Genomic DNA, 22,100 nt, shown 5'->3' on the forward strand with positions numbered 1-22,100 from the left:
ATCAGAATAGGCCGGGTATAGTAGCCCGCTATCGCCCAGGGAGCCGTTTATGCGCCAGAAACCCACCATACTCGATCGCCAGATCGTCGCTACCAGCCGCCTGTTTTGCGTGGAAGAACTGAAATTGCGGTTTTCCAACGGTGTTGAGCGCACCTATGAACGTCTGGCGAGCAAGGGGGCGGGCTACGGCGCGGTGATGATCGTGGCGATGCTCGATGCCGACCATGCTGTGTTGGTGGAAGAGTATTGCGGGGGTACCGACGCCTACGAACTGTCCCTGCCCAAGGGCTTGATCGAGCCAGGTGAAGATGTGCTGGCGGCGGCCGAACGGGAGCTCAAGGAAGAGGCCGGTTTCGGTGCGCGTCAGTTGGAACACCTGACCGAACTGTCGCTGTCCCCCGGCTACATGAGCCAGAAGATCCAGGTGGTGCTGGCAACCGATCTGTATGAAGAACGGCTGGAGGGTGACGAGCCCGAGCCGATGCGCGTGGACAAGGTCAACCTGCGTGAGCTGTCGGCCCTGGCACAGAACCCGCAGTTCACGGAGGGTCGGGCCTTGGCGGCGCTGTACCTGGCCCGTGACCTGCTGACCCAGCGTGGAGCGTTCCTGTCATGACTTTCCCTCATCCGTTGATGGCCCCTGTAGTCGAGCTGGCGCTCCAGGCCGGTGAAGCGATCCTGCCGTTCTGGCGCGCCAACGTGCAGGTCAACCACAAGGCCGACGAGTCGCCGGTGACCGCCGCAGACATGGCCGCTCATGATGTGATCGTGGCCGGGCTGATGGCGCTGGCCCCGGATATTCCGATCCTCTCCGAAGAAGACGCCGATATTGCCCAAAGCGTGCGCGCCGGCTGGCATCGCTGGTGGTTGGTAGACCCGCTGGATGGCACCAAGGAGTTCATTTCCGGCAGCGAGGAGTTCACCGTCAACATCGCGTTGGTGGAGCAGGGCCGTGTGGTGTTCGGCGTGGTATCGATGCCCACCAATGGACGTTTTTACGTCGGTGGCGCAGGGCTGGGTGCCTGGCGTGGCGACAAGGGCGGCGTACCTTTGCCTATCGCGGTTCGTGACGTCCTGGCCCCAGGTGAAGTTTTTACCGTGGTCGCCAGTCGTCGGCACACCAGCCCGGAGCAGGAACGCCTGCTGGATGGCTTGGGCGGGAGCCTGGGTGAGCTGCAACTGACCAGTATTGGCAGTTCGTTGAAGTTTTGCCTGGTGGCTGAAGGCGCGGCGGATTGTTATCCACGGCTGGCGCCGACCTCCCAGTGGGACACCGCTGCCGCCCAGGGTGTATTGGAAGGTGCGGGTGGCGAGGTGTTGGACTTGAGCGGCGAACCGTTCTGTTATCCACCGCGTGAGTCGCTGTTGAATACATCGTTCCTGGCGTTGCCGGCGAAAGCGGCGTGGCGTGCAAAACTGCTGGAGCTTGCTCGCTCTTAAGCTTGGCTCGATCCTTTGTGGCAAGGGGATTGTGGGAGCAAAGCTTGCTCGCGATACAGGCGCCTCGATCTCTGAAAGACCGCAGCGCATCCATCGCGGGCAAGCCTTGCTCCCACACAGCGATACCTCGCCACAGGGGTATGCAGTGTTTTAGCGGTGCAACACGTACTGCCCCTCGAACTGCACCGCCACGTCCTCGCTGCCGGTATTCATCACCCGCGTCTGCAACGCCAGCCGCGCCCGTCCGTAACGCCGGTAGGTGGCCAGGAAGCGCTTCCAGACCTTTTCCTCGGGGGCTTCGCAGACGACGGTCGCATCGCGGGTCACCGGCAGCGGATAACTGATTTGCCCTTCCTGAATCACGATATGCCCGTCTTCGATGCTTTCCTCGCGCAGGGCCAGGTGCAGCCAGCCCCAGCCGCCGAGCACCGCGCCGCAATACAGGCTGCCACCGAACATGGTGCTCTTGTGGTTGACGTTGGCTGCAAGCGGCAAGGACAGGCGCAGTTGTCGGGCCTGCCAATCGAGCACCTTGAGGCCCATGTCCCGGGTCAAGGGGATGTCGTGGTGCAGGATCGATTCCAGGTAACGACTGTCGCGGTTCATTGCGGGGCCTTTTGCTTGAACGGGAAATGACGATAACTCAATCGGACTCATCGGCCGAACCATGGCTGCTGTCGCCGAAGTGCAGCCCATGTTTGCGTAACTTGTCGTGCAAGGTCTTGCGTGGAATGCCCAAGGCTTCGGCCAGGCTGCGCACCGAGCTGTGGGGGCGGGCCAGTTCGGCGGCGATCAGGGTTTTCTCGAAGTTTTCCACCTGCTCGCTCAAGCCGCCACTGACCACTTCCACCGGTGCGCCGGGGCTGCCGTCGGGCGCGGCGTTATCCAGGGCCAGCTCCAGGCCCAGGGCAAAACGTTCGGCGGCGTTCTGCAGTTCCCGCACATTGCCCGGCCAACTGTGGCGCAGCAGCAGCGCCCGTTGTGCCGGTTGCAATTCATGGGGCGGCAGCCCGTGGCGAGCGCTGGCTTCGTCGGCGAAATGCTGGAACAGCATCAGCGCATCTTCACCCCGTTCACGCAAGGGCGGTATGCGCAGCGGCGCGACGTTCAGGCGGTAATACAGGTCGGCGCGAAAACGCCCCTGGTCGGCGGCCTGGCGCAGGTCTTCCTTGGTGGCGGCGATCACGCGGATATCCAGCGGGATCTGTTGATTGCCCCCCAGCCGCTCCACTACGCGCTCTTGCAGCAGGCGCAGCAGCTTGACCTGGACATCCAGGCTCATGCTTTCGATTTCATCCAGGAACAGCGTACCGCCGTTGGCGAATTCGAATTTGCCGATACGACGCTTCTGCGCGCCGGTAAAAGCGCCGGGTTCGTGGCCGAACAGCTCGCTTTCCACCACCGACTCGGCCAGGGCCCCGGCGTTGATCGCCACGAAGGGGCCGTTGCGCCGGCCTGAAAGGTCGTGCAATGCACGGGCGACCACTTCCTTGCCGGCTCCGGTTTCACCGAGGATCAGCACGTCGGCGCGGGTGGCGGCCAATGCACCGATCTGCTCGCGCAGGCGCAACATGGGTGTCGATTGGCCGACCAGGCGGGCGCTCAGTTCATGGCGATCGCTCAGGGCCAGGCGCAGGCTGCGGTTGTCCAGCACCAGCCGGCGCAAGGCCAGGGCGCGGCGTACGCTGTCGAGCAAATGATCGCTGGCGAAAGGTTTTTCCAGGAAGTCATAGGCTCCGGCGCGCATTGCCTGCACCGCCAGTGGCACGTCGCCGTGGCCGGTGATCAGCAGCACCGGCAGCTCTGAGTCCTGGGCGTGGAGTTCGCCCAGCAGTTCGAGACCATCCATGCCTGGCATGCGAATATCGCTGACCACCACGCCTGGCCAGTCACGGGGCAGTTGCGCGGCCACACCCTTGGCTTCGGCCAGGGGCAGGATTTTCAGGCCCGCCAGGTCGAGGGTCTGGCTCAGGGCCTGACGCAAATGGGGATCGTCGTCGATCAGCACCACCTCAATCCGGTTGTCGATGGTCATACACTTCGGTCCTCGGACGGTTGCAGGCTCACCCCGGGGGCTCCAGCGCGCAGTTTCAGGGTGATCAGGGCGCCGCCTTCCTTGTGGTTGGCGAACGATAGTTCGCCGCCAAAGGCGCGCATCAGGGTGTCGCAGATCGCCAGCCCCAGACCAAGGCCCTGGGTGCGGGTCTTGGTGGTGTAGAAGGGTTCGCCGGCGCGGCCCAGGGCTTCCATGCAAAACCCCGGGCCGTTATCGCGGATGTACAGGTTGACGCCGGTTTCGGTGGCCTGGGCACTGAGCCAGAGTTTGCGCGGTGGGCCTTTCTCGGTGAGCGCATCGAGGGCGTTGGCCAGCAGGTTGCCGAGTACCTGGCGCAAGCGGGTTTCGCCGGCCTCCACCCACAGCGTGGCGGCCGGCAAGTCGCGGATCAGTTCCACTTCCATGCTGCGCCGGCGTTTGGCGAGCAGCGCCAGGGCGTCGTCCAGCGCCGGTTGCAGAGCGACGCTTTCCGGCGCATGTCGATCGCGGCGGGCGAAGGCGCGCAGGTGGGCGATGATCGAGGCCATGCGCCCGGTCAGTTCGCTGATCAGCTTGAGGTTGCCCCGGGCGTCTTCGGTGCGTTGGTGATCGAGCAAAATCTCGGCGTTTTCCGCGTAACTGCGAATCGCTGCCAGCGGTTGGTTGAGTTCGTGGCTGATACTCGCCGACATGGTGCCCAGGGCCGACAGCTTGCCGGCCTGTACCAGGTCATCCTGGGCACGGACCAACTCTTGCTGAGCCTGTTCGCGCTCCAGCACTTCCTGCTTCAACCGTCGGTTCAGTCCTTCCAGGTCGCTGGTGCGCTCGGCCACTCGGCCTTCCAATTCGTGACGGGCCTTGGCTTCGAAGGCGATTCGATCCAGGTAGTGGCGCCTGCGTTGCATCATCAGCCCGAGCAACAGCATCAAGACCAGCAAGGCCGCGCCACCGATGGCGACCACGGTGCGCACTGGACGATCAATCAGCGTGCGCGGGGCGAGAATGCTTACGCTCCAGCCGGTTTCCTCGATGGACTGGGTCTGGGTCAGCCAGGCGTTGGCGTTCAGGTTCAGCGGCTTGGGCTCGCGGGTCGGATACGGCTGTACCGCGCTGATGGCCTCGCGCTCGGCGTCATTCAAGGGCCGGGTCGCACGAAATCGCCATTCCTGTCGCGACGTGAGGATGACCACGCCGTTGTGGTCAGTCACCAGTAATTGTTCGGGAGTCTTGCCCCACAGGCTTTCGGTGTGGTCGAGGTCGACCTTGACCACCAGCACGCCGATGACTTTTTCGCGGTCGCGCACGGCGGCGGCAAAGAAATAACCGCGTTTGGCCGATGTCGTGCCGAGGCCGAAGAAGCGGCCCAGGTGTCCGGCCATGGCTTCGATGAAGTACGGCCGGAAGGCGAAATTGCGTCCGACGAAACTGTCGTGTTTGTCCCAGTTCGACGCGGCCAGGGTCTTGCCGGAAGGGTCCATCAGGTACATGACTTCGGCGCCGGTCTGGGCGCTGATGTTTTTCAGCAGCCGGTTGGCATTGCCTTGGGTCACGCCATCGTCCGGTGCCGACAAGGCGGCGCGCAAGGCCGGCAGGTCGCCGAGAATCTGTGGCAGCACCTCATAGCGGTGCAGCGTGCCCAACAGGTTGGCGACGTAGAGGTCCAGGGTCTGGCGGTTCTGCCCGGCCAACTCGCTGCGGTAATAACGTTCGGCCAGGTGTTCCAACGGCCACAGCAAGGGCGCCAGGCACAGCGCGAGCAAGGCCAGGCTGCGCCAACGGGGTCTGCGGGGAAGGGTGGAATTCATGAGCCTCGGACGCCTGTGGTGACAGGCGTATTATGCCTAGTTGCCTTGCAAATACTATTTGTAAGGCAGTACTAGGCTTGTCCGGCAAGGCACTGCTGCAACGCGCTTTGCCAGTCCGGTTGGCTCACTCCCCACTCCTTGAGCAGGCGCATGCAATCCAGGCGCGAGTTAAGTGGCCGCGGGGCTGGAGTCGGATAGGCGCTGGATTCAATGGGCTCCAGCTGCGCACACGGTTTGTGCCGATCGAGCAGGTTTTCGCCGATGGCCTGGGCGAAACCGAACCAGGACGTCTCGCCCCGGGCTGTCAGGTGATAGGTGCCCCAGGCGCCGGGTTGGCCGGCCTGCCAGCGCTCGATCAATTTCGCGGTGCTGTCGGCAATGGTGCCGGCCCAGGTCGGTGCGCCGACCTGGTCGGCGACCACCCGCAACTGCGGTTTTTCCTGTAACAGGCGTTGCATGGTCAACAGGAAGTTGCGGCCCTCGGTGGAGTACACCCAACTGGTGCGCAGAATCAGGTGCTGGCCACCAACCTGGCGGATGGCATTTTCGCCGGCCAGCTTGCTGCGTCCGTAGACACTCAGTGGGTTGGGCGTGTCGTCCTCGGTGTAGGGGGCAGGTTTGAGGCCGTCGAAGACGTAGTCGGTGGAGTAATGAATCAGCGGGACGCCCAGCGCAACCGCTGCCTGGGCCAGGATGCCCGGCGCCGTGGCATTGATGGCGAACGCCCGCTCCGGTTCACTTTCGGCCTGATCGACGGCCGTGTGGGCGGCGGCATTGATGATCAGGCCGGGCTTGAGGGCTTCGATGGGGGCACGCAGGGAATCCGGTTGTGCCAGGTCGAGCTGGTCGCTGCCGCGTACAGTCAACTCGCCCAGGCCGCTCAGGCGCGATTGGAGCGCCCGGGAAACCTGGCCATTCTGGCCGATGATCAGGATACGCAAGGGGGCACTCATGGGAACAGGTCGGCCTCGTGCAGGGCTTTGCCATTCAGGTCCTTGGCCGAGAGGATCGGCGCGCCTTCGAACTCCCAATCGATGGCCAACTGCGGATCGTCCCAGCGAATGCAGCGCTCGGCCGACGGTGCGTAGTAATCAGTGGTCTTGTAGAGGAAGTCCGCTGATTCGCTCAGTACGACGAAACCGTGGGCAAACCCTGGCGGGACCCACATCTGCCGGTGGTTCTGCGCCGACAGGCGTACGCTGGCCCATTGGCCGAAGGTCGGCGAGCTGCGGCGGATGTCCACCGCGACATCCAGCACTTCCCCCGCCGTGACGCGCACGAGTTTTCCCTGGGCTTGCTCGATCTGATAATGCAGGCCCCGCAGCACGCCTCTGGTGGAGCGTGAATGGTTGTCCTGGACGAACTGCAGAGTGCAGCCAGTCGCTTCGGCAAACGCCCGGGCATTGAAGCTTTCGTAGAAAAAACCCCGGTCGTCGCCAAAGACTTTCGGTTCGATGACCAGGACGTCTGGCAAGCGAGTGGCGATGACGTTCATCATGTTTCTCCGGCGATCTTGAACAAGTACTGGCCGTAGCCGGTCTTGCCAAAATACTGGGCGCGCTCAAGAACGTGCTCGCGGCTGACCCAACCTTGCTGGTAGGCAATTTCTTCCAGGCACGCCACTTTCAGGCCTTGGCGATGTTCGATGGTCTGCACGTATTGCGAGGCTTCCAGCAGGCTGTCGTGGGTGCCGGTGTCCAGCCAGGCGAAACCACGGCCGAAGCGCTCGACGTGCAGGTCGCCGCGTTGCAGGTAGGCATTGTTGACGTCAGTGATTTCCAGTTCGCCACGCTTGGACGGCTTGATGGCCTTGGCGATCTTGATCACGTCGTTATCGTAGAAATACAGGCCGGTCACCGCGTAGCTGGATTTGGGCGCGGTGGGTTTTTCTTCGATGGACATCGCCCGTCCTTCGGTATCGAAGTCGATCACGCCAAAACGCTCAGGGTCCTTGACCCAGTAGCCGAACACCGTCGCGCCACCCTGCCGGTTGACGGCGGTCTGCAATTGCTCGCCAAAATGCTGGCCGTGGAAAATATTGTCGCCCAGGATCAGGCACACCGAGTCGCTGCCAATGAACTGTTCGCCAATCAGGAACGCCTGGGCCAGGCCATCGGGCGTCGGCTGCTCGGCGTAGCTGAAATGCACGCCAAATTGATGACCGTCGCCCAAGAGGGCGCGGTATTGCGGCAGATCCTGCGGGGTGGAAATCACCAATATGTCCTTGATGCCGGCGAGCATCAGCACCGAGATCGGGTAATAAATCATCGGTTTGTCATAAACCGGCAAGAGTTGCTTGGAAACCCCAAGGGTGATCGGGTGCAAGCGTGTGCCGGAACCGCCGGCCAGAACAATGCCTTTCATCATGCCATTGCATCCTTGTTGTCGAGCGAGCCCAGGCGCTCGCCTTGATAGCTGCCGTCCTGGACACGTTGGCACCACAGCAGGTTTTCGAGGTACCACTGCACGGTCTTGCGCAGCCCGGTCTCGAAGGTTTCCCGTGGTGTCCAGCCCAGTTCTCGTTCGATCTTGCTGGCGTCGATGGCGTAGCGCAGGTCGTGGCCGGGGCGATCCTGGACGAAGCTGATCAGGTCGGCATAGTGCTCGACCCCTTCGGGCTTGCGTGGCGCCAGTTCTTCGAGCAGCGCGCAGATGCTGCGCACCACGTCGATGTTTTTCTGCTCGTTGTGCCCGCCAATGTTGTAAGTCTCGCCGACCATGCCTTCTGTGACGACCTTGAGCAGTGCACGGGCATGATCTTCGACAAACAGCCAGTCGCGCACTTGCTGGCCGTCGCCATAGACCGGCAACGGCTTGCCGGCCAGCGCGTTGAGAATCACCAGTGGAATGAGCTTCTCGGGGAAGTGAAACGGCCCGTAGTTATTGGAGCAGTTGGTCAACAGCACGGGCAAACCGTAGGTGCGCTGCCAGGCGCGGACCAGGTGGTCGGACGCTGCCTTGCTCGCCGAGTACGGTGAGCTTGGGGCATAGGCGGTGGTCTCGGTGAACAGGTCATCCACACCGTGCAGGTCGCCATACACTTCGTCGGTGGAAATGTGGTGGAAGCGAAACGCGCGTTTCTGCTGCTCGGGCAGGGCCTGCCAATAGGCTCGAGTGGCTTCCAGCAGGCTGTAGGTGCCCACGATATTGGTCTGGATGAAGTCCGCCGGGCCATCAATGGAGCGGTCTACATGGGACTCGGCCGCCAGATGCATGATGGCGTCAGGCTTGAATCGCGCCAGCACTGCACTGACGGTAGATTGATCGACGATATCGGCCTGGACGAATTCGTAGCGGCTGTCGTGATCGATACTGCTCAGTGATTCGAGATTGCCGGCATAGGTCAGCTTATCGAGGTTCAGGACCTGGTGTCCGGTATCAAGAATCAAGTGCCGTATGAGAGCCGAGCCGATGAAGCCGGCACCGCCAGTGATGAGAATGCGCATCCGGGTAAGCCTTTTTCCGTGAGACGACAGAGCCTTAGGAGCATAGCTTGTAGGCATGGCGGGGGCGGTGCAAGCGAATATCCTATGGACACGCCCTTCCCATATAGCCTCTCAGGAGGGCTGTGCATATTTTTGAACAGGAGGGGTTGCTTATCCCCCGACTCAGTGGCGTGATAGGCATCCGATCAAAACCACCTCAGGGGTCGTTGTATGCCGCTCACTACGTTGGTTCACCGTGCCAGTTTGCCAAGCCCACAGATCAGCGCCGAGCAGGCGTTGGTGCTGTTGCGCTTGAATTACGGACTCAGCGGCGACCTGCGACCCCTTGGCAGCAACCAGGACCTCAATTACCGAGTCGACAGCGAGCGCGGGCGCTTTGTGTTGAAAATTTGCCACGGCGACTACGCTGTCCAGGAGCTCCAGGCCCAACACGCTGCCCTCAAGCAGTTGGCCGGGCACGGCGCGGTGAAGGTGCCGCGGGTGATTACCGCCAGCAACGGCCAGGACCTGCTGACATTGGACGTCGACGGCCAAGCGGTCCATATGCGACTGCTGGAGTACATCGACGGCCAGTCCCTCACGCAGCTCAAACACCTGCCGCCTGAGTTGGTGACCGGCCTGGGCCGCCTGTGCGCGGAAATGGACCTGGCCCTGGCGACATTCGACCACCCAGGCCTGGATCGCACCCTGCAATGGGACGCGCGCCACGCTCCCGCCCTGGTCGATCATCTGTTGCCTGTCATCGACGACGATCAGCGGCGGCAACTGATCGCCGAGGTCGCGCAACAGGCCGAGCGGCGCTTGCAGCCGCTCAAGGCCAGCCTGCCGGTGCAGGCGATCCACATGGACATCACCGATGACAACGTGGTCTGGCAGCGCGATGCCCAGCGCCAATGGCAATTGCAGGGCGTCATCGATTTCGGCGACCTGATCCGCACCTGGCGCATCACCGACTTGTCGGTGACGTGTGCGGCCCTGCTGCACCACGCCGACGGCGATCCATTCTTCATCTTGCCGGCGATCAAGGCCTACCAGGCGGTCAATCCCTTGCAACGCGAAGAACTGCTGGCGCTGTGGCCACTGATCGTGGCGCGCGCCGCGGTACTGGTGCTCAGCGGTGAGCAGCAGGTCTCCATTGATCCGGACAACCAATACAGCCGCGACAACCTGGCCCATGAGTGGGAGATTTTCCGGGTCGCGCACTCGGTGCCCTTCGAACTGATGGAAGCGGCGATTCTCACCGCCGTCGGCCACAGCCTGCCGCCCATCGCCAGCGAAGGCTTTGCGCCGCTGTTGCCGACCTTGGTGGGGCGTGAGTTCGCGCTGATTGACCTGGGTGTACTGAGCCCGCATTTCGAGGCCGGCAATTGGGAGCAGCCGGGGATCGACCAGCGCCTGTTGAGCGAGGCCGCGGGCGTTCATGGCCTGGCCGCCAGCCGCTACGGGCAATACCGGTTATCCCGCACTCGGCCGGATAGCGCCGTCGAACCCGATACTTATCCACTGCACGTGGAGTTGAGCGTTCCTCGGGGGACGCCGCTCGAGTCCCCGTTCGCTGGGGTCGTGCACAAGACGGCCGACGGCCTGTTGCAGCTGGACAGCGCGCAGTTGAGCGTGCGGCTGTGGGGCGTGACGTCGCCGCTGCATTCCGGCGCGGCACTGGTCAAGGGGCAGGTGCTGGGCGAAGGGACGGGGTCGTTGCGGGTCCAGTTGTGTCGGGGCGCCCAGGTGGATCCACCACTGTTCTGCACACCTTCCAGGGCATTGGCCTGGCAAGCGCTATGCCCTTCGCCGGCGGTGCTGCTGGGGCTGGCTTGCGATGCCGAGCCGGAGATCGATCCCGAGGTGCTGCTGGCCCGTCGCGATGCGAGCTTTGCCCGTTCGCAGAAGCACTATTACGTGGATCCGCCGCGCATCGAGCGCGGCTGGCGCAATCACCTGATCGACATGCAGGGCCGCTCGTACCTGGACATGCTCAACAATGTCGCGGTGCTGGGCCATGGTCATCCACGCATGGCGGCAGTGGCTGCCCGGCAGTGGTCGCTGCTCAATACCAACTCGCGTTTCCACTATGCGGCGATCGCCGAATTTTCCGAACGCCTGCTGGCGTTGGCGCCGTCCAACATGGACCGGGTGTTCCTGGTCAACAGCGGCACCGAGGCCAACGACCTGGCGATCCGCCTGGCCTGGGCCTACAGCGGCGGGCGGGACATGCTCAGCGTATTGGAGGCCTATCACGGCTGGTCGGTGGCCGCCGATGCGGTCTCGACCTCCATCGCCGACAATCCCCAGGCGCTGAGCAGCCGCCCGGACTGGGTGCATCCGGTGACCGCACCGAACACCTATCGCGGCGAATTCCGTGGCCCCGACACTGCGCCGGACTACGTGCGCAGCGTCGAACACAACCTGGCGAAAATCGCTGAAAACAAGCGCCAGCTCGCCGGTTTCATCTGCGAACCGGTGTACGGCAACGCCGGTGGGATCGCGCTGCCGCCCGGTTACCTGAAGCAGGTCTACGCGATGGTGCGCGAGCGCGGTGGGGTCTGCATCGCCGACGAAGTACAGGTCGGTTACGGGCGCATGGGCGAGTTTTTCTGGGGCTTCGAAGAGCAAGGCGTGGTGCCGGACATCATCACCATGGCCAAGGGCATGGGCAACGGCCAGCCACTGGGTGCGGTCATTACCCGTCGAGAGATCGCCGAGGCGCTGGAAGCCGAGGGGTATTTCTTTTCGTCGGCCGGTGGCAGCCCGGTCAGTTGCCAGATCGGCATGGCGGTGCTGGATGTCATGGAAGAAGAGAACCTCTGGGAAAACGCCCGGGTGGTGGGTGGGCACTTCAAGGCGCGGCTGGAGGCCTTGATCGACCGCTATCCATTGGTCGGCGCGGTGCATGGCTCCGGGTTCTACCTGGGCGTGGAACTGATCCGCGACCGCGACACCCTGGAGCCGGCCACTGAAGAAACCACGGCGTTGTGCAACCGCCTGCGAGCGTTGGGGATCTTCATGCAACCGACCGGCGATTACCTGAACATCCTCAAGATCAAACCGCCGATGGTGACCACGCGCCAGAGCGTGGATTTCTTCGTCGATATGTTGGTGAAGGTCTTGGACGAGGGGCTGTAACTAATCTGGAACGCCAAGCTGTTCCCCTGTGGGAGCGAGCTTGCTCGCGATGACGGTGTCCAAGCCAATATTGATTTGGCTGACCCACCGCTATCGTGAGCAAGCTCACTCCCACAGGGTTTCGCGCTAATTCTATAAAATCGATTTTTGTCGATGTTTGGCGCTATTTTTTGATGGGTTTTAATTTTTCTGACTTTATTAGTCGATATTTATCGTTTATAAAGTTGCCACTGCCCATCGCCCAGGAGATGACCCATGACAACGTTGCACAGCACCCCCCGCGCGGATGGTTTCCACATGCCTGCCGAGTGGGCGACCCAGACCCAGGTCTGGATGATCTGGCCCGAGCGCCCGGACAACTGGCGCCTGGGCGGCAAGCCCGCGCAGGCCGCCCACGTAGCGGTCGCCAAGGCCATCGCCCGTTTTGAACCGGTGACCGTGGCGGTGTCTGCGGCCCAGTATGAAAATGCCCGGGCGCGTCTCGATGTGCCGAATATCCGCCTGGTGGAAATGTCCAGCGACGACGCCTGGGTTCGCGACACAGGGCCGACGTTCGTCATCAATGACAACGGCGAAGTGCGCGGTGTCGATTGGGATTTCAACGCCTGGGGCGGTTTCGACGGCGGCCTGTATGCACCGTGGAACCGTGATGCGCAAGTGGCCGGCAAGATCCTCGAGATCGAGCGCAGCCCGCGTTATCGCACCGAAGGTTTTGTGCTCGAGGGCGGCTCAATCCATGTGGATGGTGAAGGCACCCTGATCACCACCGAAGAGTGCCTGCTCAACCGCAATCGCAACCCGCACTTGAGCCGTGAAGAGATCGAGGCAGTGCTCAGCGCGCAGTTGGCGGTGGACAAGATCATCTGGCTGCCGGACGGTCTGTTCAATGACGAAACCGACGGCCATGTGGATAACTTCTGCTGCTACGTGCGGCCAGGTGAAGTCCTGCTTGCCTGGACCGACGACCCGCAAGACCCGAACTACACCCGCTGCCATGCGGCGATGAAGGTGCTGCAAAACAGCACTGACGCCAAGGGACGCCCGTTCACAGTGCACAAAATGCCGATTCCGGGGCCGTTGTACGCCACCGAGGAAGAATGTGCCGGCGTCGATGCGGTGGAGGGGTCCCAAGAGCGCAACCCAACCGTGCGGCTGGCCGGTTCCTATGTGAATTTCCTGATCGTCAACGGTGGCATCATCGCCCCAAGTTTTGACGATCCGCTGGACGCGCCGGCCAGGGACATCCTGCAGAACCTGTTCCCGCAGCACGAAGTGGTCATGGTGCCAGGGCGCGAACTGTTACTGGGGGGCGGGAATATCCATTGCCTTACTCAACAGCAACCTGCACCGCGGGCAAAATGAGTGGCGATGTAACAGCTGGGTGATATCGACCGCGCCGGCTCTAGGTCGGCTGTTTTGGATCCATCCTTGCAAGCCCGCGGCCCGATTGGGTCGTGGGTTTTTTTGTGCCTGTTTATTGGCGTGGCGGATACATTGGCATAGCTCTTGTATCTGTACTTTGGCAGTTCTGGGGAGAGAACTGAGTTGTTTTGTCATGAACCTTGGATAAATTGGCCGCTCATCAACCAGGAGAGGGCGCTGGAATGAATATGATAAGCGAGCGCACATGCCATCCCTTGGCCGTTAATGGTGAGTCGCTTCAAGCCTTGGCGCAGTGGTTGAAATCCAACGGAACGCGTCAGATCAGAGAACCTGATCCGCGCCAGGTAATCGTTGAGCGTTACCCCGTTGGCCTGTTCAGCGAGGCGGAGCTGGAAGCGTTGTGGGATGTGATGCAAGGATAGAATTCGACGGATTGATAAAAAGCGCTGGCCGGGATGGCAGCGCTTTTTTTGTGTCCGCCGGACTTCAAATCCGCACAGAACCCTGTGGGAGCGAGCTTGCTCGCGATCGCGGTGGATCAACAACACTGCTGTTGACTGACACACTGCCATCGCGAGCAAGCTCGCTCCCACAGGGGGTAGTGTTCAAATTCAATGGGCATTCGACCGATCCACGAAACACACTGAAAACCGTTCCAGCGTTTTTCCGCAGCGCTCCAGAGACTACCCTGCTGCCATCCAATCCCCATGGTTAGCGGAGCCCCCATGACCACTCTTCATTATATCTACGACCCGCTGTGCGGCTGGTGCTACGGCGCCAAGCCGTTGGTGCAGGCCGCTCGAAGCGTATTGCCGGTGATTGCTCATGGCGGCGGCATGATGACCGGTGCCAATCGCCAGCAGGTTTCGCCGCAATTGCGCGATTACGTGATGCCCCACGACCGGCGCATCGCCGAATCTTCCGGGCAACCGTTTGGCGAGGCCTATTTCGAAGGTTTGCTGTGTGACCACAGCGCCGTGTTCGATTCGGCGGCGCCGACCGCCGCCATCCTCGCTGCCGAACAGCTCGACGGCCACGGCCTGGAATTGCTCGGACGCCTGCAAACCGCACACTACGTCGAGGGCCGGCGTATCTCTGACGAAGCTGTCCTGCTGGAACTCGCTCAATCTATTGGCCTGCCAGCCCAGGCGTTCCTGGCGGCATTGCCTGCGGTTGACGTGCAGGGGCATATCAAGGCCAGTCGTACCTTGCTGGCTCAGGTCGGCGGCCAGGGTTTTCCGACCTTGGCCCTGGAGCAGGACGGCCAGTTCACGCTGATCGACATCGGCCCCTGGCTCGGCAAACCCGAGGCGTTCGCCCAATGGCTGACGCAAGCCTTGCCGGTTCAGGCCTCCACGTCATCAGCGGCCTGCGGTCTTGACGGTTGTTCGCGGTGAGCAGTTCCTAGACATTTTTTGCCTGATTACAGACGTTTCACGAAATTGACACACCGTTGAGGGCGCGACTAGGATTCGCCTACGCCTGTGGCTAACAACCATGACTCTTAAATAATAAAAAGGCCCGACACGATTACTCGTGGGCGGGCCTTTTCATTATTTCCAGGAGCAAGAGTCCGAAAAAGAGCGCAAGAGCGCCATTTCGGTTGCCCGCCACAGTGCGTATCAACCCGTACAAGGAAAATAAACATGTTGAACAAACGCATTAGTTTGATCGCACTGGGGATCTTGAGCACGACACACGCCATGGCCAACGACCAGGCGCAGTCCAAGGGGTTCGTTGAAGACAGCAGCTTGAAAGTGCTGTTGCGCAACGCTTATATCAACCGCGACTACAAAGATGGCAACGAAGACAAGGCCGAATGGGGCCAAGCGGCCATCGGTACCTTCTCGTCCGGCTTCACCCAGGGCACCGTGGGTGTCGGTGTGGATGCGTTCGGCCTGTACGCGCTGCGTCTGGACGGCGGCAAAGGCCGCAGCGGTGCGGGCGGCATCGACTTCTTCAAGCAAGGCGACAGCGGCAACGCGGCCGATGACCTGTCCAAGTTCGGGGCAGCGGTCAAGTTCCGCGTCTCCAACACCGTGCTGGCCTACGGCGACCAGATGCCGGCCCTGCCGGTGCTCAACTATGACAACTCGCGCCTGTTGCCGGAAAGCTACACCGGCACGTTGATCACCTCCAAGGAGATCAAGGGCCTGGAACTCAATGCCGGCCGCTTCACCGCCGAATCGCGCAAGAGCGCTGAAGGTCGTGACAGCGGTGGCCTGAAGTCGATCAACGTCTTGGGCGGCAGCTATCAGTTCACCGAGCAGTTCAAGGCTTCGCTCTACGCTTCGGATGTCGAAGACGTATTGAAGAAGCAATACGTGAACGCCAACTATGTGTTCCCGCTGGCCAAGGATCAGTCCCTGACCCTGGATTTCAACGGTTATCGCACCAAGCTGGACAACAGCTACGTTCGTGAAAACAACGTCACCGGCGATGACAACAAGATCTGGAGCCTGGCTGCCACCTTCGCCACGGGCCCGCACAGCTTCACGCTCGCCCATCAGCGCAGCACCGGCGACAGCAACCTGGGCTACGCCTACGGCGGCTATCAGCGCGGGCAGAATCGGGTGGGTGATGGCGGTAACACGATCTACCTGGCCAACTCCTACTGGTCCGACTTCAACGCTGAAGACGAACGCAGCTGGCAGTTGGGCTATGGCCTGGACTTCACCACCTTCGGCGTACCGGGCCTGACCTATAACGTCGCTTATGTGCGTGGCGATAACATCACCACGTCCACCAGCGAAGGCGGTACCGAGCGCGAGATCTTCAACCAGTTCAAGTACGTGGTCCAGGGCGGCCCGGCCAAGGACTTGAGCGTAAGGTTGCGCAGTTCCGTGCTGCGGGTGTCGCAGAAATCCAGCGAGTACAACGTCAGCGGCAATGAGCTGCGGGTGTTTGTGGATTACCCGATCAACGTCTTCTGATGCCTGATCGCGTTGTAAGTGGGTAAAACCGTGGCGAGGGAGCTTGCTCCCGCTGGCCGTAGGAGCTGCCGAAGGCTGCGATCTTTTGATCTTTTGATCTTTCGCTTGAGACTCAAGCGTCTGGGGAAAGATCGCAGCCTCGTTGCACTCGACAGCTCCTACGAGCCCAGCGAGGGCAAGCTCCCTTGCCACAACTAATTCGTGCCTGCCTGAAGTGAATAGCGTTGCGACCTCAAACTCGGGTCTTTTTGGCTTTTAGTGCAATAAATACCGCTGTAACCGCCTGTTTCCCTGAGCAAAAGTCGTACTAATGCAACTTTGCCCGCCGTTTCAAGCTCCGCTTGAAATGCCTCAAATACTTTCTCATGGACGTAAATCCTGCACCTACTAGATTAGGCCGCTCAATGCAGCGGAGACCTATGAAAAATGATCGTTTTGAACAGGGAAGTGGGCGAAGCGCTAAGACGTGACAAATACGTCAACGTTCGCGGTGGGGACTTCAACCTCTACGGTCATTTCGGCGATTTTGTCCGGCTGACCAAAAGCTGGGAAAACATGGAGCCCGACAGTTACTACGGCCAGGCCGAGTCAGGCATGCGTTTTCGCCGCTACAGCGACTTCGAATATAACCCTACGACCCGCGCGCTCACGCAGCTCGAACACCGGGCCTACGTTCAGTCCAAGGCCAACAACAGTTATGTCGGCGGACTGGAGCGGCACTTCCAGGACTTCTCCAACGAAGTGATCAATTCGCCCGTGATGCGCAGCCTGATCGACACGGACTTCGAGGTCTACAAGAACGTCTTGCCGCAGGAGCTGCACGATGAAATCTGGCAGTGCCAGATCCATCAGATCCGCATCGAGATCAAGCCGGGCAAACAGCTGGAAATCACCCCCGAAGGGATTCACTGCGACGGCTATCCGTTCAGCGGCGTGCACTTCTGGGGCCGTCAGAATGTGGCCGGTGCGGAAAGCCGCTTGTACAGCGCCCAGGAAGAACAGTTGGCGGCGACGACCTACGAGGACATCCTCGACACGACGTTTTTCCTGGATCGCGACATGCGCCATTACGTGACCCCGGCGCGCAACACCCATAGCCATGACATGGCGTACCGGCAGATCCTGGCCATTTCCTTCTCGCGGCCCGGGACCGCTTTCGACATTGTTCGCTGAACGGCTCGAACCCATGGACGAGCCGACGCAACAGGTCCTGTTGCGCCGGGCCATGGTCCGGGACGCCGAGCGACTGGAGCGGTTCTTTCGCGCTTTCGACGAAGTGTCGTTCTGCGAATGGCAGGATGCCCGATTCTTGCGCGGTGTGTTGTTGCAGGACACCACCACCGCGTACCTGGCCATCGATGCGAGCGGTGACGTGGTGGGCGCGGTGGTCGGCGGTATGCTCGGTACCCGTGGCACGATCAATCACTTGGCGGTCAACCCGCAGCATCGCACCAAAGGCCTGGGCCAGCGCCTGGTCGAAGCCGCGTCGGCTGACATGAAACGGGTCGGTGTGCTGCGCATGTTCCTTTTCGTCGACGATGCTAATCTGGCCGGCAAGCGCTTCTGGGCGGCCCAGGGCTTCTGTGAGCCCCGGGGTGAAACCACCTTCGAGAGGGATTTATGAACAAGACTTCCAGCCAGCCGCTGGCGGTCGAACCACAAGCCTCGCGTACCTTTGCTGAAGCCAGTCCGGTGGTAGCGGGTTATTTCACGGTTTCGTTTGTGTTCGGTCTGATGGCGGTCAACGCCGGGTTGCCCCTGTGGTTGCCGGTGGCGATGTGCCTGTTCGTTTATGCGGGCGCTGCGCAATTCGCCGCGCTGGCGTTGATTTCCAGCGGTGCGTCGCTGACCACCATCGTGCTTACCACGTTCCTGATCAATGCCCGGCACATGCTGATGTCGGTCTACATGGCCAAGGCGCTGCGTGCGCTGGGGCTCAGCCGTTTCGAGCGCTGGTGCTACGCGGCGGGGCTGACGGACGAGTCGTTTGCGTTCCACAGCGTCAAGCTCGGCAGCGGGGCGCCGGTGAGCGTGCGCTACCTGGTCGGCTTCAACCTGTTCTGCCACACATCCTGGGTGCTGGGTGGCTTGCTGGGCGCCGTATGTGCGCAATACGCGGCGCACCTCATCAAATACCAGCTCGACTATGCCCTGACCGCGATGATGCTCTATGTGCTGGTTTCGTTGTGCAACACCCGCAACAAACTGATCGCAGCCCTGGCGGCTGTCGTCTGCATGGGCGGGCTGAGCCTGCTGGGCAGCTCGCCATTCAATGTCTTCATTGCCACGTTCGTTGGCTGCGGGGTGGGCGTATGCCTGACCAAACGTTCCTGATCCTGGTCGTGGTCCTGATGATGGCCGTGACCTTCCTGCCGCGCGCCCTGCCGTTGCAGATCAATACCGAACACTGGCCGCCCTTTATTGCCCGCGCCCTGGAATACCTGCCAGTGGCGATCGTCGCTGCCATCAGCCTGACGCCCTTGTTGATCAAGGATCAGCGGATACAACTCGACCGCCCTGAGTTTTATGCCGCGATTCCGACGCTGTTATGTGCGTATTTCAGCCGCAACCTGTTTCTCAGTGTGGCGGTGGGCACGGCGGCGTACATCGCGCTCGGTTCGTTCCTGTAGCGTCAGGTCCACCACATCGTGCAGTGCCTGGCCGGACAACTCCGGATTGTTCACCGCCAGGCGGACTTCAAGGAAGTCCTCGAAATCCGGGAAAATCGCCAAGCCGTTGCGCAACGCGGCTTCCCGGGACACCAGCCCCAAGCCATCGAGCTGTGTGATCAATGACAACGTCAGCGTCTCACTGCAGGAATACACCATGCGCTGGCTTGACCCGTATTCACCCAGACCGGCGTCGAGAAAGCGCAGGAAGCTGCGGGAGTACGGGCATTCTTCTGCCGGACGCACCTGAAACTTGTCACCGAGCAGGCCAAGGGAATCGTCTGCATCGCCACAATGGGCGCCGACCACCCGCACCTGCACATCGGGCATGGTGATGCTGGTAAAACCGCCCTGTTGCTGGCCGATCAGGATCGCCAGGTCAAAATCTTCATTCCTGAGTTTGCTCAGGTTCTCCATCGACTCGGCGTAGCTGAATTCCAGTTGATACTGGGGGAACACAGCGATCAACCGGTCGATCATTCGTCGGTTGAACTCCGCCGGCAGGGTGGTATTGAGCGCCACTCTGAGGGTGCGCTGTCGCGGGGTCTTGAGCGCCGCGACTTTCTCCTCCAACTGCCGGGTGGCAACCAGCACCTGATCCATGAAGGGGGTCAGTTCCGAGCCTTGGCTCGTCAACGTCAGGCCCTTGTTCGAGCGCCGGAACAACCGGAAACCGAACTGTTCCTCGACCTTGTTCAACTGCGCCGCCAACGCCTGCACCGTGAGGCACGAATGCTCGGCCGCTGCCGACAACGAGCCGGTCTGCACGATACGCATGAGGTTGCGTAGGGTTCTGCTATCCATGAGGTAATGCCCTCTGCTTAAGTGGGCTCGCTATTGTTGTGCACCTGGGCCGGGCCAGGCAGTGCATGCCGGCTATCATCATGCACCTTGCCACGATTGTCGCGATTTTGTGCCGAAAAACGCCGGGAGGCGATGGTTGGAGCTTATGCGGGATTTGGGGATTTTGCCGGTTTGGCGTGAACAGGCTTGTATCGTCCGTCTGGTTAACGCTTTGCCTGCAACCGTGTCAGAAATTTCCCAGGAAAGAAAAGACTCTGGCTGATATCCGTGTGTTGTTCGAACGGTTGAAATGTGGCGCTTACATTAGAGAAGCATCGCCACGTCTGGATCGGTTGGATAAAGGTAATTGCCGGCGTCTACGAAACATGCAAGTGGTTGCTGAAGGTCACTTGCATGAATCTTCCTGGGACGAAGGAGGTGTCTGGGCAAACAAGCTGGAAAGATCTTGGCTTGCCTGATATTCGAGATATTTCGGTTGCACCAACAGCCTCCCCAGTGCATGAGTTACCCGGTGCCGTTGACTTCGACAGTGCCCTGAAGCAGGTAGCCTTGGGTTTTGGGCTGCAGGAAGATATGGATACCGTCTGGATAGACACACCGTATGTGCCGGTGATTGTCAGACGTCGCTACCTTCTACATATCGTTGAGAAAAGACCCAACGCTCGAGAGCGCTTCACGGAATTTGCAGTGGATACGGTGCGCAACCCTTTGGAGATTTGGCGGGTTTTCTACTCTGATGGGTCGTATCGCCTCGCGTTCATCGGCGCTTACGCGGCGAAATACCAGATGCTTGTGGTGATCAATGTCGATCATGGGTACGTACTCTGGAATTTCATGAATTGCGATAAGAAAGCACTCAACAAACACAGGCATGGCCATTTGGTTTATCAGCGATGCTTGGGCCCCCAAGAATGAAAAAAGCAGCCCAGGGGCTGCTTTTCTTGAAGAGTCGCTTGATATTGTGCTCCCTCAAGCAGGGGAGAAGAGGTCTCACCCGAGCGCTGATGTTCAGGTTATCAACGGGGTTCCTAACGCCGACTATCGCCACCTGAAGGCAGTCGGTTTCGCGCTCTTGAAGTCGATTTTCTGGTATGGCTAAGGTTTATGTCAATCCGTGCCGCGATCTTCTTCAAGTCAGAAATGTAACAGGGGAGAAGCCTGAAAAATTATCTATTCAGACTTGCTTGTTCGTTTACGAATAAAAACTTAAAAATAATCCACATCTGTACTATCCTCTAAGCACCACCACGCGACAAAGGAGCCCAAACCCATGGCGACTTCCTCCATCACGCTCAACGCACAGCAACAATTGGACTCCCCGGACGCGGGTCGAGTCGCGTTGAAGTTTTTCTTCAACCTCATGGCGCTCTGGGGCTGCAGCGTCGAGCAGCAGCGCACATTGCTGGGCAAGGTCGGAAACACGACCTTTTACAAATACAAACAATTGCCGGAAAACGTGAAGCTGCCTCGCGATACGCTCGAGCGCATTTCCTACCTCATGGGTATCCACAAGGCGCTGAGCATTATCTTCAGCAATAGCCGGGACCGTGCTTATCAATGGGTCAGCAGCCCGAACACTGCGGCACCGTTCAACGGCCAGTCGGCGCTGTCCTACATGCTGACCGGGCGAGTGGTGGACATCGCCGATGTGCGGCGATACCTCGACGGAGTGCGCGGTTAATGGTGCCACCACTGGCGGACCCGCAATGGAAACGGGCCTATCGGATCGTCAACAGCAGCTTCCCGCCGATTTCGCTGTTTGAAGACGTACTCGACCCCGAAGACCTGCCCACGGCCTACGCCCTGGAAGCGTTGACCAACGATCGGCTGATGGAACAAGCCGGCGTGCTCTCCCGGGTACGTCCCGAGGACCGCATTTCCGGGCCCGGCTCCTCACCGGTGATGGCGGCGTTTACCCACATCGGCAAAAGCAGCCGCTTCAGCGACGGCACATTCGGCGTCTACTACGCTGCCAGCAGCCAGGAAGCCGCCATTGCCGAGACCTGCTACCACCAGGCGCGATTTCTTGGCGCGACCAACGAGCCAGACCTGGAGTTGACCATGCGCACCTACGTCAACAAGGTCGTCAAACCTCTGCACGACATCCGCCACGACTACCCCCACCTCCACAACCCGGACCCTACCGCCTACGGCCCGTCCCAAGTGTTTGCCCGGCAGCTGCGTGAAACCCTGTCGTGGGGGCTGCTGTACAAAAGCGTCCGCCTGCCCGGCCACGAATGCGTGGCCGCGTTTCGCCCGCCGGCGGTTTCGATTCCGACGCAGGGCAAGCACATTCGGTATGTCTGGAATGCCCAGAAACGGGAGATTTCGTTTGTGTTTGAGGTGAGCGAGGTGTGAGTCAGGCTTTTAGGGTGTTTTATGGCTGGGCAATAATTATTGCCCAGCCATAATGTTCAATAATTGGCGATTATTGAAAGCAGAGCCTGCTGTGCAGCCCAGCG

At 60.7% G+C, this 22,100-nt stretch carries 22 protein-coding genes; 14 read left to right on the top strand and 8 right to left on the bottom strand.

Going from position 1 to position 22,100, the window contains the following annotated elements:
- Positions 1 to 49 precede the first annotated feature (49 nt).
- Together nudE and cysQ are read left to right on the top strand one after the other, a co-directional pair.
- The gene (gene nudE / locus AB4Z20_RS16850; protein ID WP_003196729.1) at positions 50 to 616 is read left to right on the top strand and encodes an ADP compounds hydrolase NudE; all 567 of its coding nucleotides are present in this window, start codon (positions 50 to 52) and stop codon (positions 614 to 616) included.
- The gene (gene cysQ, locus AB4Z20_RS16855) at positions 613 to 1,440 is read left to right on the top strand and encodes a 3'(2'),5'-bisphosphate nucleotidase CysQ (protein WP_442090281.1); all 828 of its coding nucleotides are present in this window, start codon (positions 613 to 615) and stop codon (positions 1,438 to 1,440) included. The genes nudE and cysQ overlap by 4 nt, the downstream gene beginning before the upstream one ends.
- Positions 1,441 to 1,590: 150 nt before the next feature.
- On the opposite strand, the gene AB4Z20_RS16860 is transcribed toward cysQ, so the two are convergent.
- From AB4Z20_RS16860 to rfbB, 7 genes are all read right to left on the bottom strand, one after another.
- A complete protein-coding gene (locus tag AB4Z20_RS16860) occupies positions 1,591 to 2,046 on the bottom strand; it encodes a YiiD C-terminal domain-containing protein (RefSeq protein ID WP_253470948.1) in 456 nt (151 codons plus the stop codon).
- A gap of 37 nt (positions 2,047 to 2,083) precedes the next feature.
- Positions 2,084 to 3,475, bottom strand: a complete 1,392-nt coding sequence (locus AB4Z20_RS16865; RefSeq protein ID WP_253470950.1) for a sigma-54-dependent transcriptional regulator — start codon at positions 3,473 to 3,475, stop codon at positions 2,084 to 2,086.
- Complete coding sequence (locus AB4Z20_RS16870; protein WP_072342767.1) at positions 3,472 to 5,280, bottom strand: sensor histidine kinase; 1,809 nt, start codon at positions 5,278 to 5,280, stop codon at positions 3,472 to 3,474. The genes AB4Z20_RS16865 and AB4Z20_RS16870 overlap by 4 nt, the downstream gene beginning before the upstream one ends.
- 71 nt (positions 5,281 to 5,351) lie before the next feature.
- Positions 5,352 to 6,233: a dTDP-4-dehydrorhamnose reductase gene (gene rfbD / locus AB4Z20_RS16875; RefSeq protein WP_442090282.1), complete on the bottom strand. Its 882-nt coding sequence runs from the start codon at positions 6,231 to 6,233 to the stop codon at positions 5,352 to 5,354.
- On the bottom strand, positions 6,230 to 6,775 hold the full coding sequence (gene rfbC / locus AB4Z20_RS16880; protein ID WP_442090308.1) for a dTDP-4-dehydrorhamnose 3,5-epimerase: 546 nt from the start codon (positions 6,773 to 6,775) through the stop codon (positions 6,230 to 6,232). The genes rfbD and rfbC overlap by 4 nt, the downstream gene beginning before the upstream one ends.
- Positions 6,775 to 7,647, bottom strand: coding sequence for a glucose-1-phosphate thymidylyltransferase RfbA (gene rfbA, locus AB4Z20_RS16885; protein WP_442090283.1), 873 nt, complete (start codon positions 7,645 to 7,647; stop codon positions 6,775 to 6,777). Before rfbA ends, rfbC begins: the two co-directional genes overlap by 1 nt.
- Entirely contained in the window at positions 7,644 to 8,726 is a 1,083-nt protein-coding gene (gene rfbB, locus AB4Z20_RS16890) for a dTDP-glucose 4,6-dehydratase (RefSeq protein ID WP_442090284.1), read from the bottom strand. The genes rfbA and rfbB overlap by 4 nt, the downstream gene beginning before the upstream one ends.
- Before the next feature lie 210 nt (positions 8,727 to 8,936).
- On the opposite strand from rfbB, the gene AB4Z20_RS16895 reads away from it, so the two are divergent.
- From AB4Z20_RS16895 to AB4Z20_RS16935, 9 genes are all read left to right on the top strand, one after another.
- Positions 8,937 to 11,849, top strand: coding sequence for an aminotransferase (locus AB4Z20_RS16895; RefSeq protein WP_442090285.1), 2,913 nt, complete (start codon positions 8,937 to 8,939; stop codon positions 11,847 to 11,849).
- A 255-nt stretch (positions 11,850 to 12,104) separates the two neighbouring features.
- Positions 12,105 to 13,211 (top strand): agmatine deiminase, encoded by a 1,107-nt coding sequence (aguA, locus tag AB4Z20_RS16900; RefSeq protein ID WP_442090286.1) that lies wholly within the window; start codon positions 12,105 to 12,107, stop codon positions 13,209 to 13,211.
- 242 nt (positions 13,212 to 13,453) lie between these two features.
- Positions 13,454 to 13,654: a hypothetical protein gene (locus tag AB4Z20_RS16905; RefSeq protein WP_053177657.1), complete on the top strand. Its 201-nt coding sequence runs from the start codon at positions 13,454 to 13,456 to the stop codon at positions 13,652 to 13,654.
- A 303-nt stretch (positions 13,655 to 13,957) separates the two neighbouring features.
- Positions 13,958 to 14,629, top strand: a complete 672-nt coding sequence (locus AB4Z20_RS16910; protein ID WP_442090287.1) for a DsbA family protein — start codon at positions 13,958 to 13,960, stop codon at positions 14,627 to 14,629.
- Positions 14,630 to 14,878: 249 nt separating this feature from the next.
- Positions 14,879 to 16,165 carry an OprD family porin gene (locus tag AB4Z20_RS16915; RefSeq protein ID WP_214510962.1) on the top strand — a complete coding sequence of 429 codons (1,287 nt, stop codon included), beginning with the start codon at positions 14,879 to 14,881 and terminating at the stop codon, positions 16,163 to 16,165.
- Between the two features lie 426 nt (positions 16,166 to 16,591).
- The gene (locus AB4Z20_RS16920; RefSeq protein ID WP_253470966.1) at positions 16,592 to 17,338 is read left to right on the top strand and encodes a 2OG-Fe dioxygenase family protein; all 747 of its coding nucleotides are present in this window, start codon (positions 16,592 to 16,594) and stop codon (positions 17,336 to 17,338) included.
- A 13-nt stretch (positions 17,339 to 17,351) separates the two neighbouring features.
- Positions 17,352 to 17,789: a GNAT family N-acetyltransferase gene (locus tag AB4Z20_RS16925; RefSeq protein ID WP_442090288.1), complete on the top strand. Its 438-nt coding sequence runs from the start codon at positions 17,352 to 17,354 to the stop codon at positions 17,787 to 17,789.
- Positions 17,786 to 18,499, top strand: a complete 714-nt coding sequence (locus AB4Z20_RS16930) for an AzlC family ABC transporter permease (RefSeq protein ID WP_024619247.1) — start codon at positions 17,786 to 17,788, stop codon at positions 18,497 to 18,499. The genes AB4Z20_RS16925 and AB4Z20_RS16930 overlap by 4 nt, the downstream gene beginning before the upstream one ends.
- A complete protein-coding gene (locus AB4Z20_RS16935) occupies positions 18,478 to 18,795 on the top strand; it encodes an AzlD domain-containing protein (RefSeq protein WP_214510959.1) in 318 nt (105 codons plus the stop codon). The genes AB4Z20_RS16930 and AB4Z20_RS16935 overlap by 22 nt, the downstream gene beginning before the upstream one ends.
- On the opposite strand, the gene AB4Z20_RS16940 is transcribed toward AB4Z20_RS16935, so the two are convergent.
- The gene (locus tag AB4Z20_RS16940; RefSeq protein WP_214510958.1) at positions 18,712 to 19,638 is read right to left on the bottom strand and encodes a LysR family transcriptional regulator; all 927 of its coding nucleotides are present in this window, start codon (positions 19,636 to 19,638) and stop codon (positions 18,712 to 18,714) included. The two genes, AB4Z20_RS16935 and AB4Z20_RS16940, sit on opposite strands and share 84 nt — an antisense overlap.
- A 393-nt stretch (positions 19,639 to 20,031) precedes the next feature.
- On the opposite strand from AB4Z20_RS16940, the gene AB4Z20_RS16945 reads away from it, so the two are divergent.
- The 3 genes from AB4Z20_RS16945 to AB4Z20_RS16955 all read left to right on the top strand — a co-directional run bounded on the left by AB4Z20_RS16945 (position 20,032) and on the right by AB4Z20_RS16955 (position 21,996).
- The gene (locus AB4Z20_RS16945; RefSeq protein WP_442090289.1) at positions 20,032 to 20,553 is read left to right on the top strand and encodes a PBECR2 nuclease fold domain-containing protein; all 522 of its coding nucleotides are present in this window, start codon (positions 20,032 to 20,034) and stop codon (positions 20,551 to 20,553) included.
- Between the two features lie 355 nt (positions 20,554 to 20,908).
- Positions 20,909 to 21,319 carry an MbcA/ParS/Xre antitoxin family protein gene (locus tag AB4Z20_RS16950; RefSeq protein WP_003196771.1) on the top strand — a complete coding sequence of 137 codons (411 nt, stop codon included), beginning with the start codon at positions 20,909 to 20,911 and terminating at the stop codon, positions 21,317 to 21,319.
- Positions 21,319 to 21,996 carry an RES family NAD+ phosphorylase gene (locus AB4Z20_RS16955; RefSeq protein ID WP_442090290.1) on the top strand — a complete coding sequence of 226 codons (678 nt, stop codon included), beginning with the start codon at positions 21,319 to 21,321 and terminating at the stop codon, positions 21,994 to 21,996. Before AB4Z20_RS16950 ends, AB4Z20_RS16955 begins: the two co-directional genes overlap by 1 nt.
- Positions 21,997 to 22,100: the final 104 nt, after the last annotated feature.

The sequence above is a fragment of the Pseudomonas sp. KB_12 genome, assembly GCF_052114545.1.
Classification (GTDB): domain Bacteria; phylum Pseudomonadota; class Gammaproteobacteria; order Pseudomonadales; family Pseudomonadaceae; genus Aquipseudomonas; species Aquipseudomonas brassicacearum.

What these genes read in the sequence shown, in the direction of transcription:
- nudE (WP_003196729.1), top strand. Translation starts at nt 50, where the DNA reads ATGCGCCAGAAACCCACCATACTCGATCGCCAGATCGTCGCTACCAGC.
- cysQ (WP_442090281.1), top strand. Translation starts at nt 613, where the DNA reads ATGACTTTCCCTCATCCGTTGATGGCCCCTGTAGTCGAGCTGGCGCTC.
- AB4Z20_RS16860 (WP_253470948.1), bottom strand. Translation starts at nt 2,046, where the DNA reads ATGAACCGCGACAGTCGTTACCTGGAATCGATCCTGCACCACGACATC.
- AB4Z20_RS16865 (WP_253470950.1), bottom strand. Translation starts at nt 3,475, where the DNA reads ATGACCATCGACAACCGGATTGAGGTGGTGCTGATCGACGACGATCCC.
- AB4Z20_RS16870 (WP_072342767.1), bottom strand. Translation starts at nt 5,280, where the DNA reads ATGAATTCCACCCTTCCCCGCAGACCCCGTTGGCGCAGCCTGGCCTTG.
- rfbD (WP_442090282.1), bottom strand. Translation starts at nt 6,233, where the DNA reads ATGAGTGCCCCCTTGCGTATCCTGATCATCGGCCAGAATGGCCAGGTT.
- rfbC (WP_442090308.1), bottom strand. Translation starts at nt 6,775, where the DNA reads ATGAACGTCATCGCCACTCGCTTGCCAGACGTCCTGGTCATCGAACCG.
- rfbA (WP_442090283.1), bottom strand. Translation starts at nt 7,647, where the DNA reads ATGATGAAAGGCATTGTTCTGGCCGGCGGTTCCGGCACACGCTTGCAC.
- rfbB (WP_442090284.1), bottom strand. Translation starts at nt 8,726, where the DNA reads ATGCGCATTCTCATCACTGGCGGTGCCGGCTTCATCGGCTCGGCTCTC.
- AB4Z20_RS16895 (WP_442090285.1), top strand. Translation starts at nt 8,937, where the DNA reads ATGCCGCTCACTACGTTGGTTCACCGTGCCAGTTTGCCAAGCCCACAG.
- aguA (WP_442090286.1), top strand. Translation starts at nt 12,105, where the DNA reads ATGACAACGTTGCACAGCACCCCCCGCGCGGATGGTTTCCACATGCCT.
- AB4Z20_RS16905 (WP_053177657.1), top strand. Translation starts at nt 13,454, where the DNA reads ATGAATATGATAAGCGAGCGCACATGCCATCCCTTGGCCGTTAATGGT.
- AB4Z20_RS16910 (WP_442090287.1), top strand. Translation starts at nt 13,958, where the DNA reads ATGACCACTCTTCATTATATCTACGACCCGCTGTGCGGCTGGTGCTAC.
- AB4Z20_RS16915 (WP_214510962.1), top strand. Translation starts at nt 14,879, where the DNA reads ATGTTGAACAAACGCATTAGTTTGATCGCACTGGGGATCTTGAGCACG.
- AB4Z20_RS16920 (WP_253470966.1), top strand. Translation starts at nt 16,592, where the DNA reads ATGATCGTTTTGAACAGGGAAGTGGGCGAAGCGCTAAGACGTGACAAA.
- AB4Z20_RS16925 (WP_442090288.1), top strand. Translation starts at nt 17,352, where the DNA reads ATGGACGAGCCGACGCAACAGGTCCTGTTGCGCCGGGCCATGGTCCGG.
- AB4Z20_RS16930 (WP_024619247.1), top strand. Translation starts at nt 17,786, where the DNA reads ATGAACAAGACTTCCAGCCAGCCGCTGGCGGTCGAACCACAAGCCTCG.
- AB4Z20_RS16935 (WP_214510959.1), top strand. Translation starts at nt 18,478, where the DNA reads ATGCCTGACCAAACGTTCCTGATCCTGGTCGTGGTCCTGATGATGGCC.
- AB4Z20_RS16940 (WP_214510958.1), bottom strand. Translation starts at nt 19,638, where the DNA reads ATGGATAGCAGAACCCTACGCAACCTCATGCGTATCGTGCAGACCGGC.
- AB4Z20_RS16945 (WP_442090289.1), top strand. Translation starts at nt 20,032, where the DNA reads ATGAATCTTCCTGGGACGAAGGAGGTGTCTGGGCAAACAAGCTGGAAA.
- AB4Z20_RS16950 (WP_003196771.1), top strand. Translation starts at nt 20,909, where the DNA reads ATGGCGACTTCCTCCATCACGCTCAACGCACAGCAACAATTGGACTCC.
- AB4Z20_RS16955 (WP_442090290.1), top strand. Translation starts at nt 21,319, where the DNA reads ATGGTGCCACCACTGGCGGACCCGCAATGGAAACGGGCCTATCGGATC.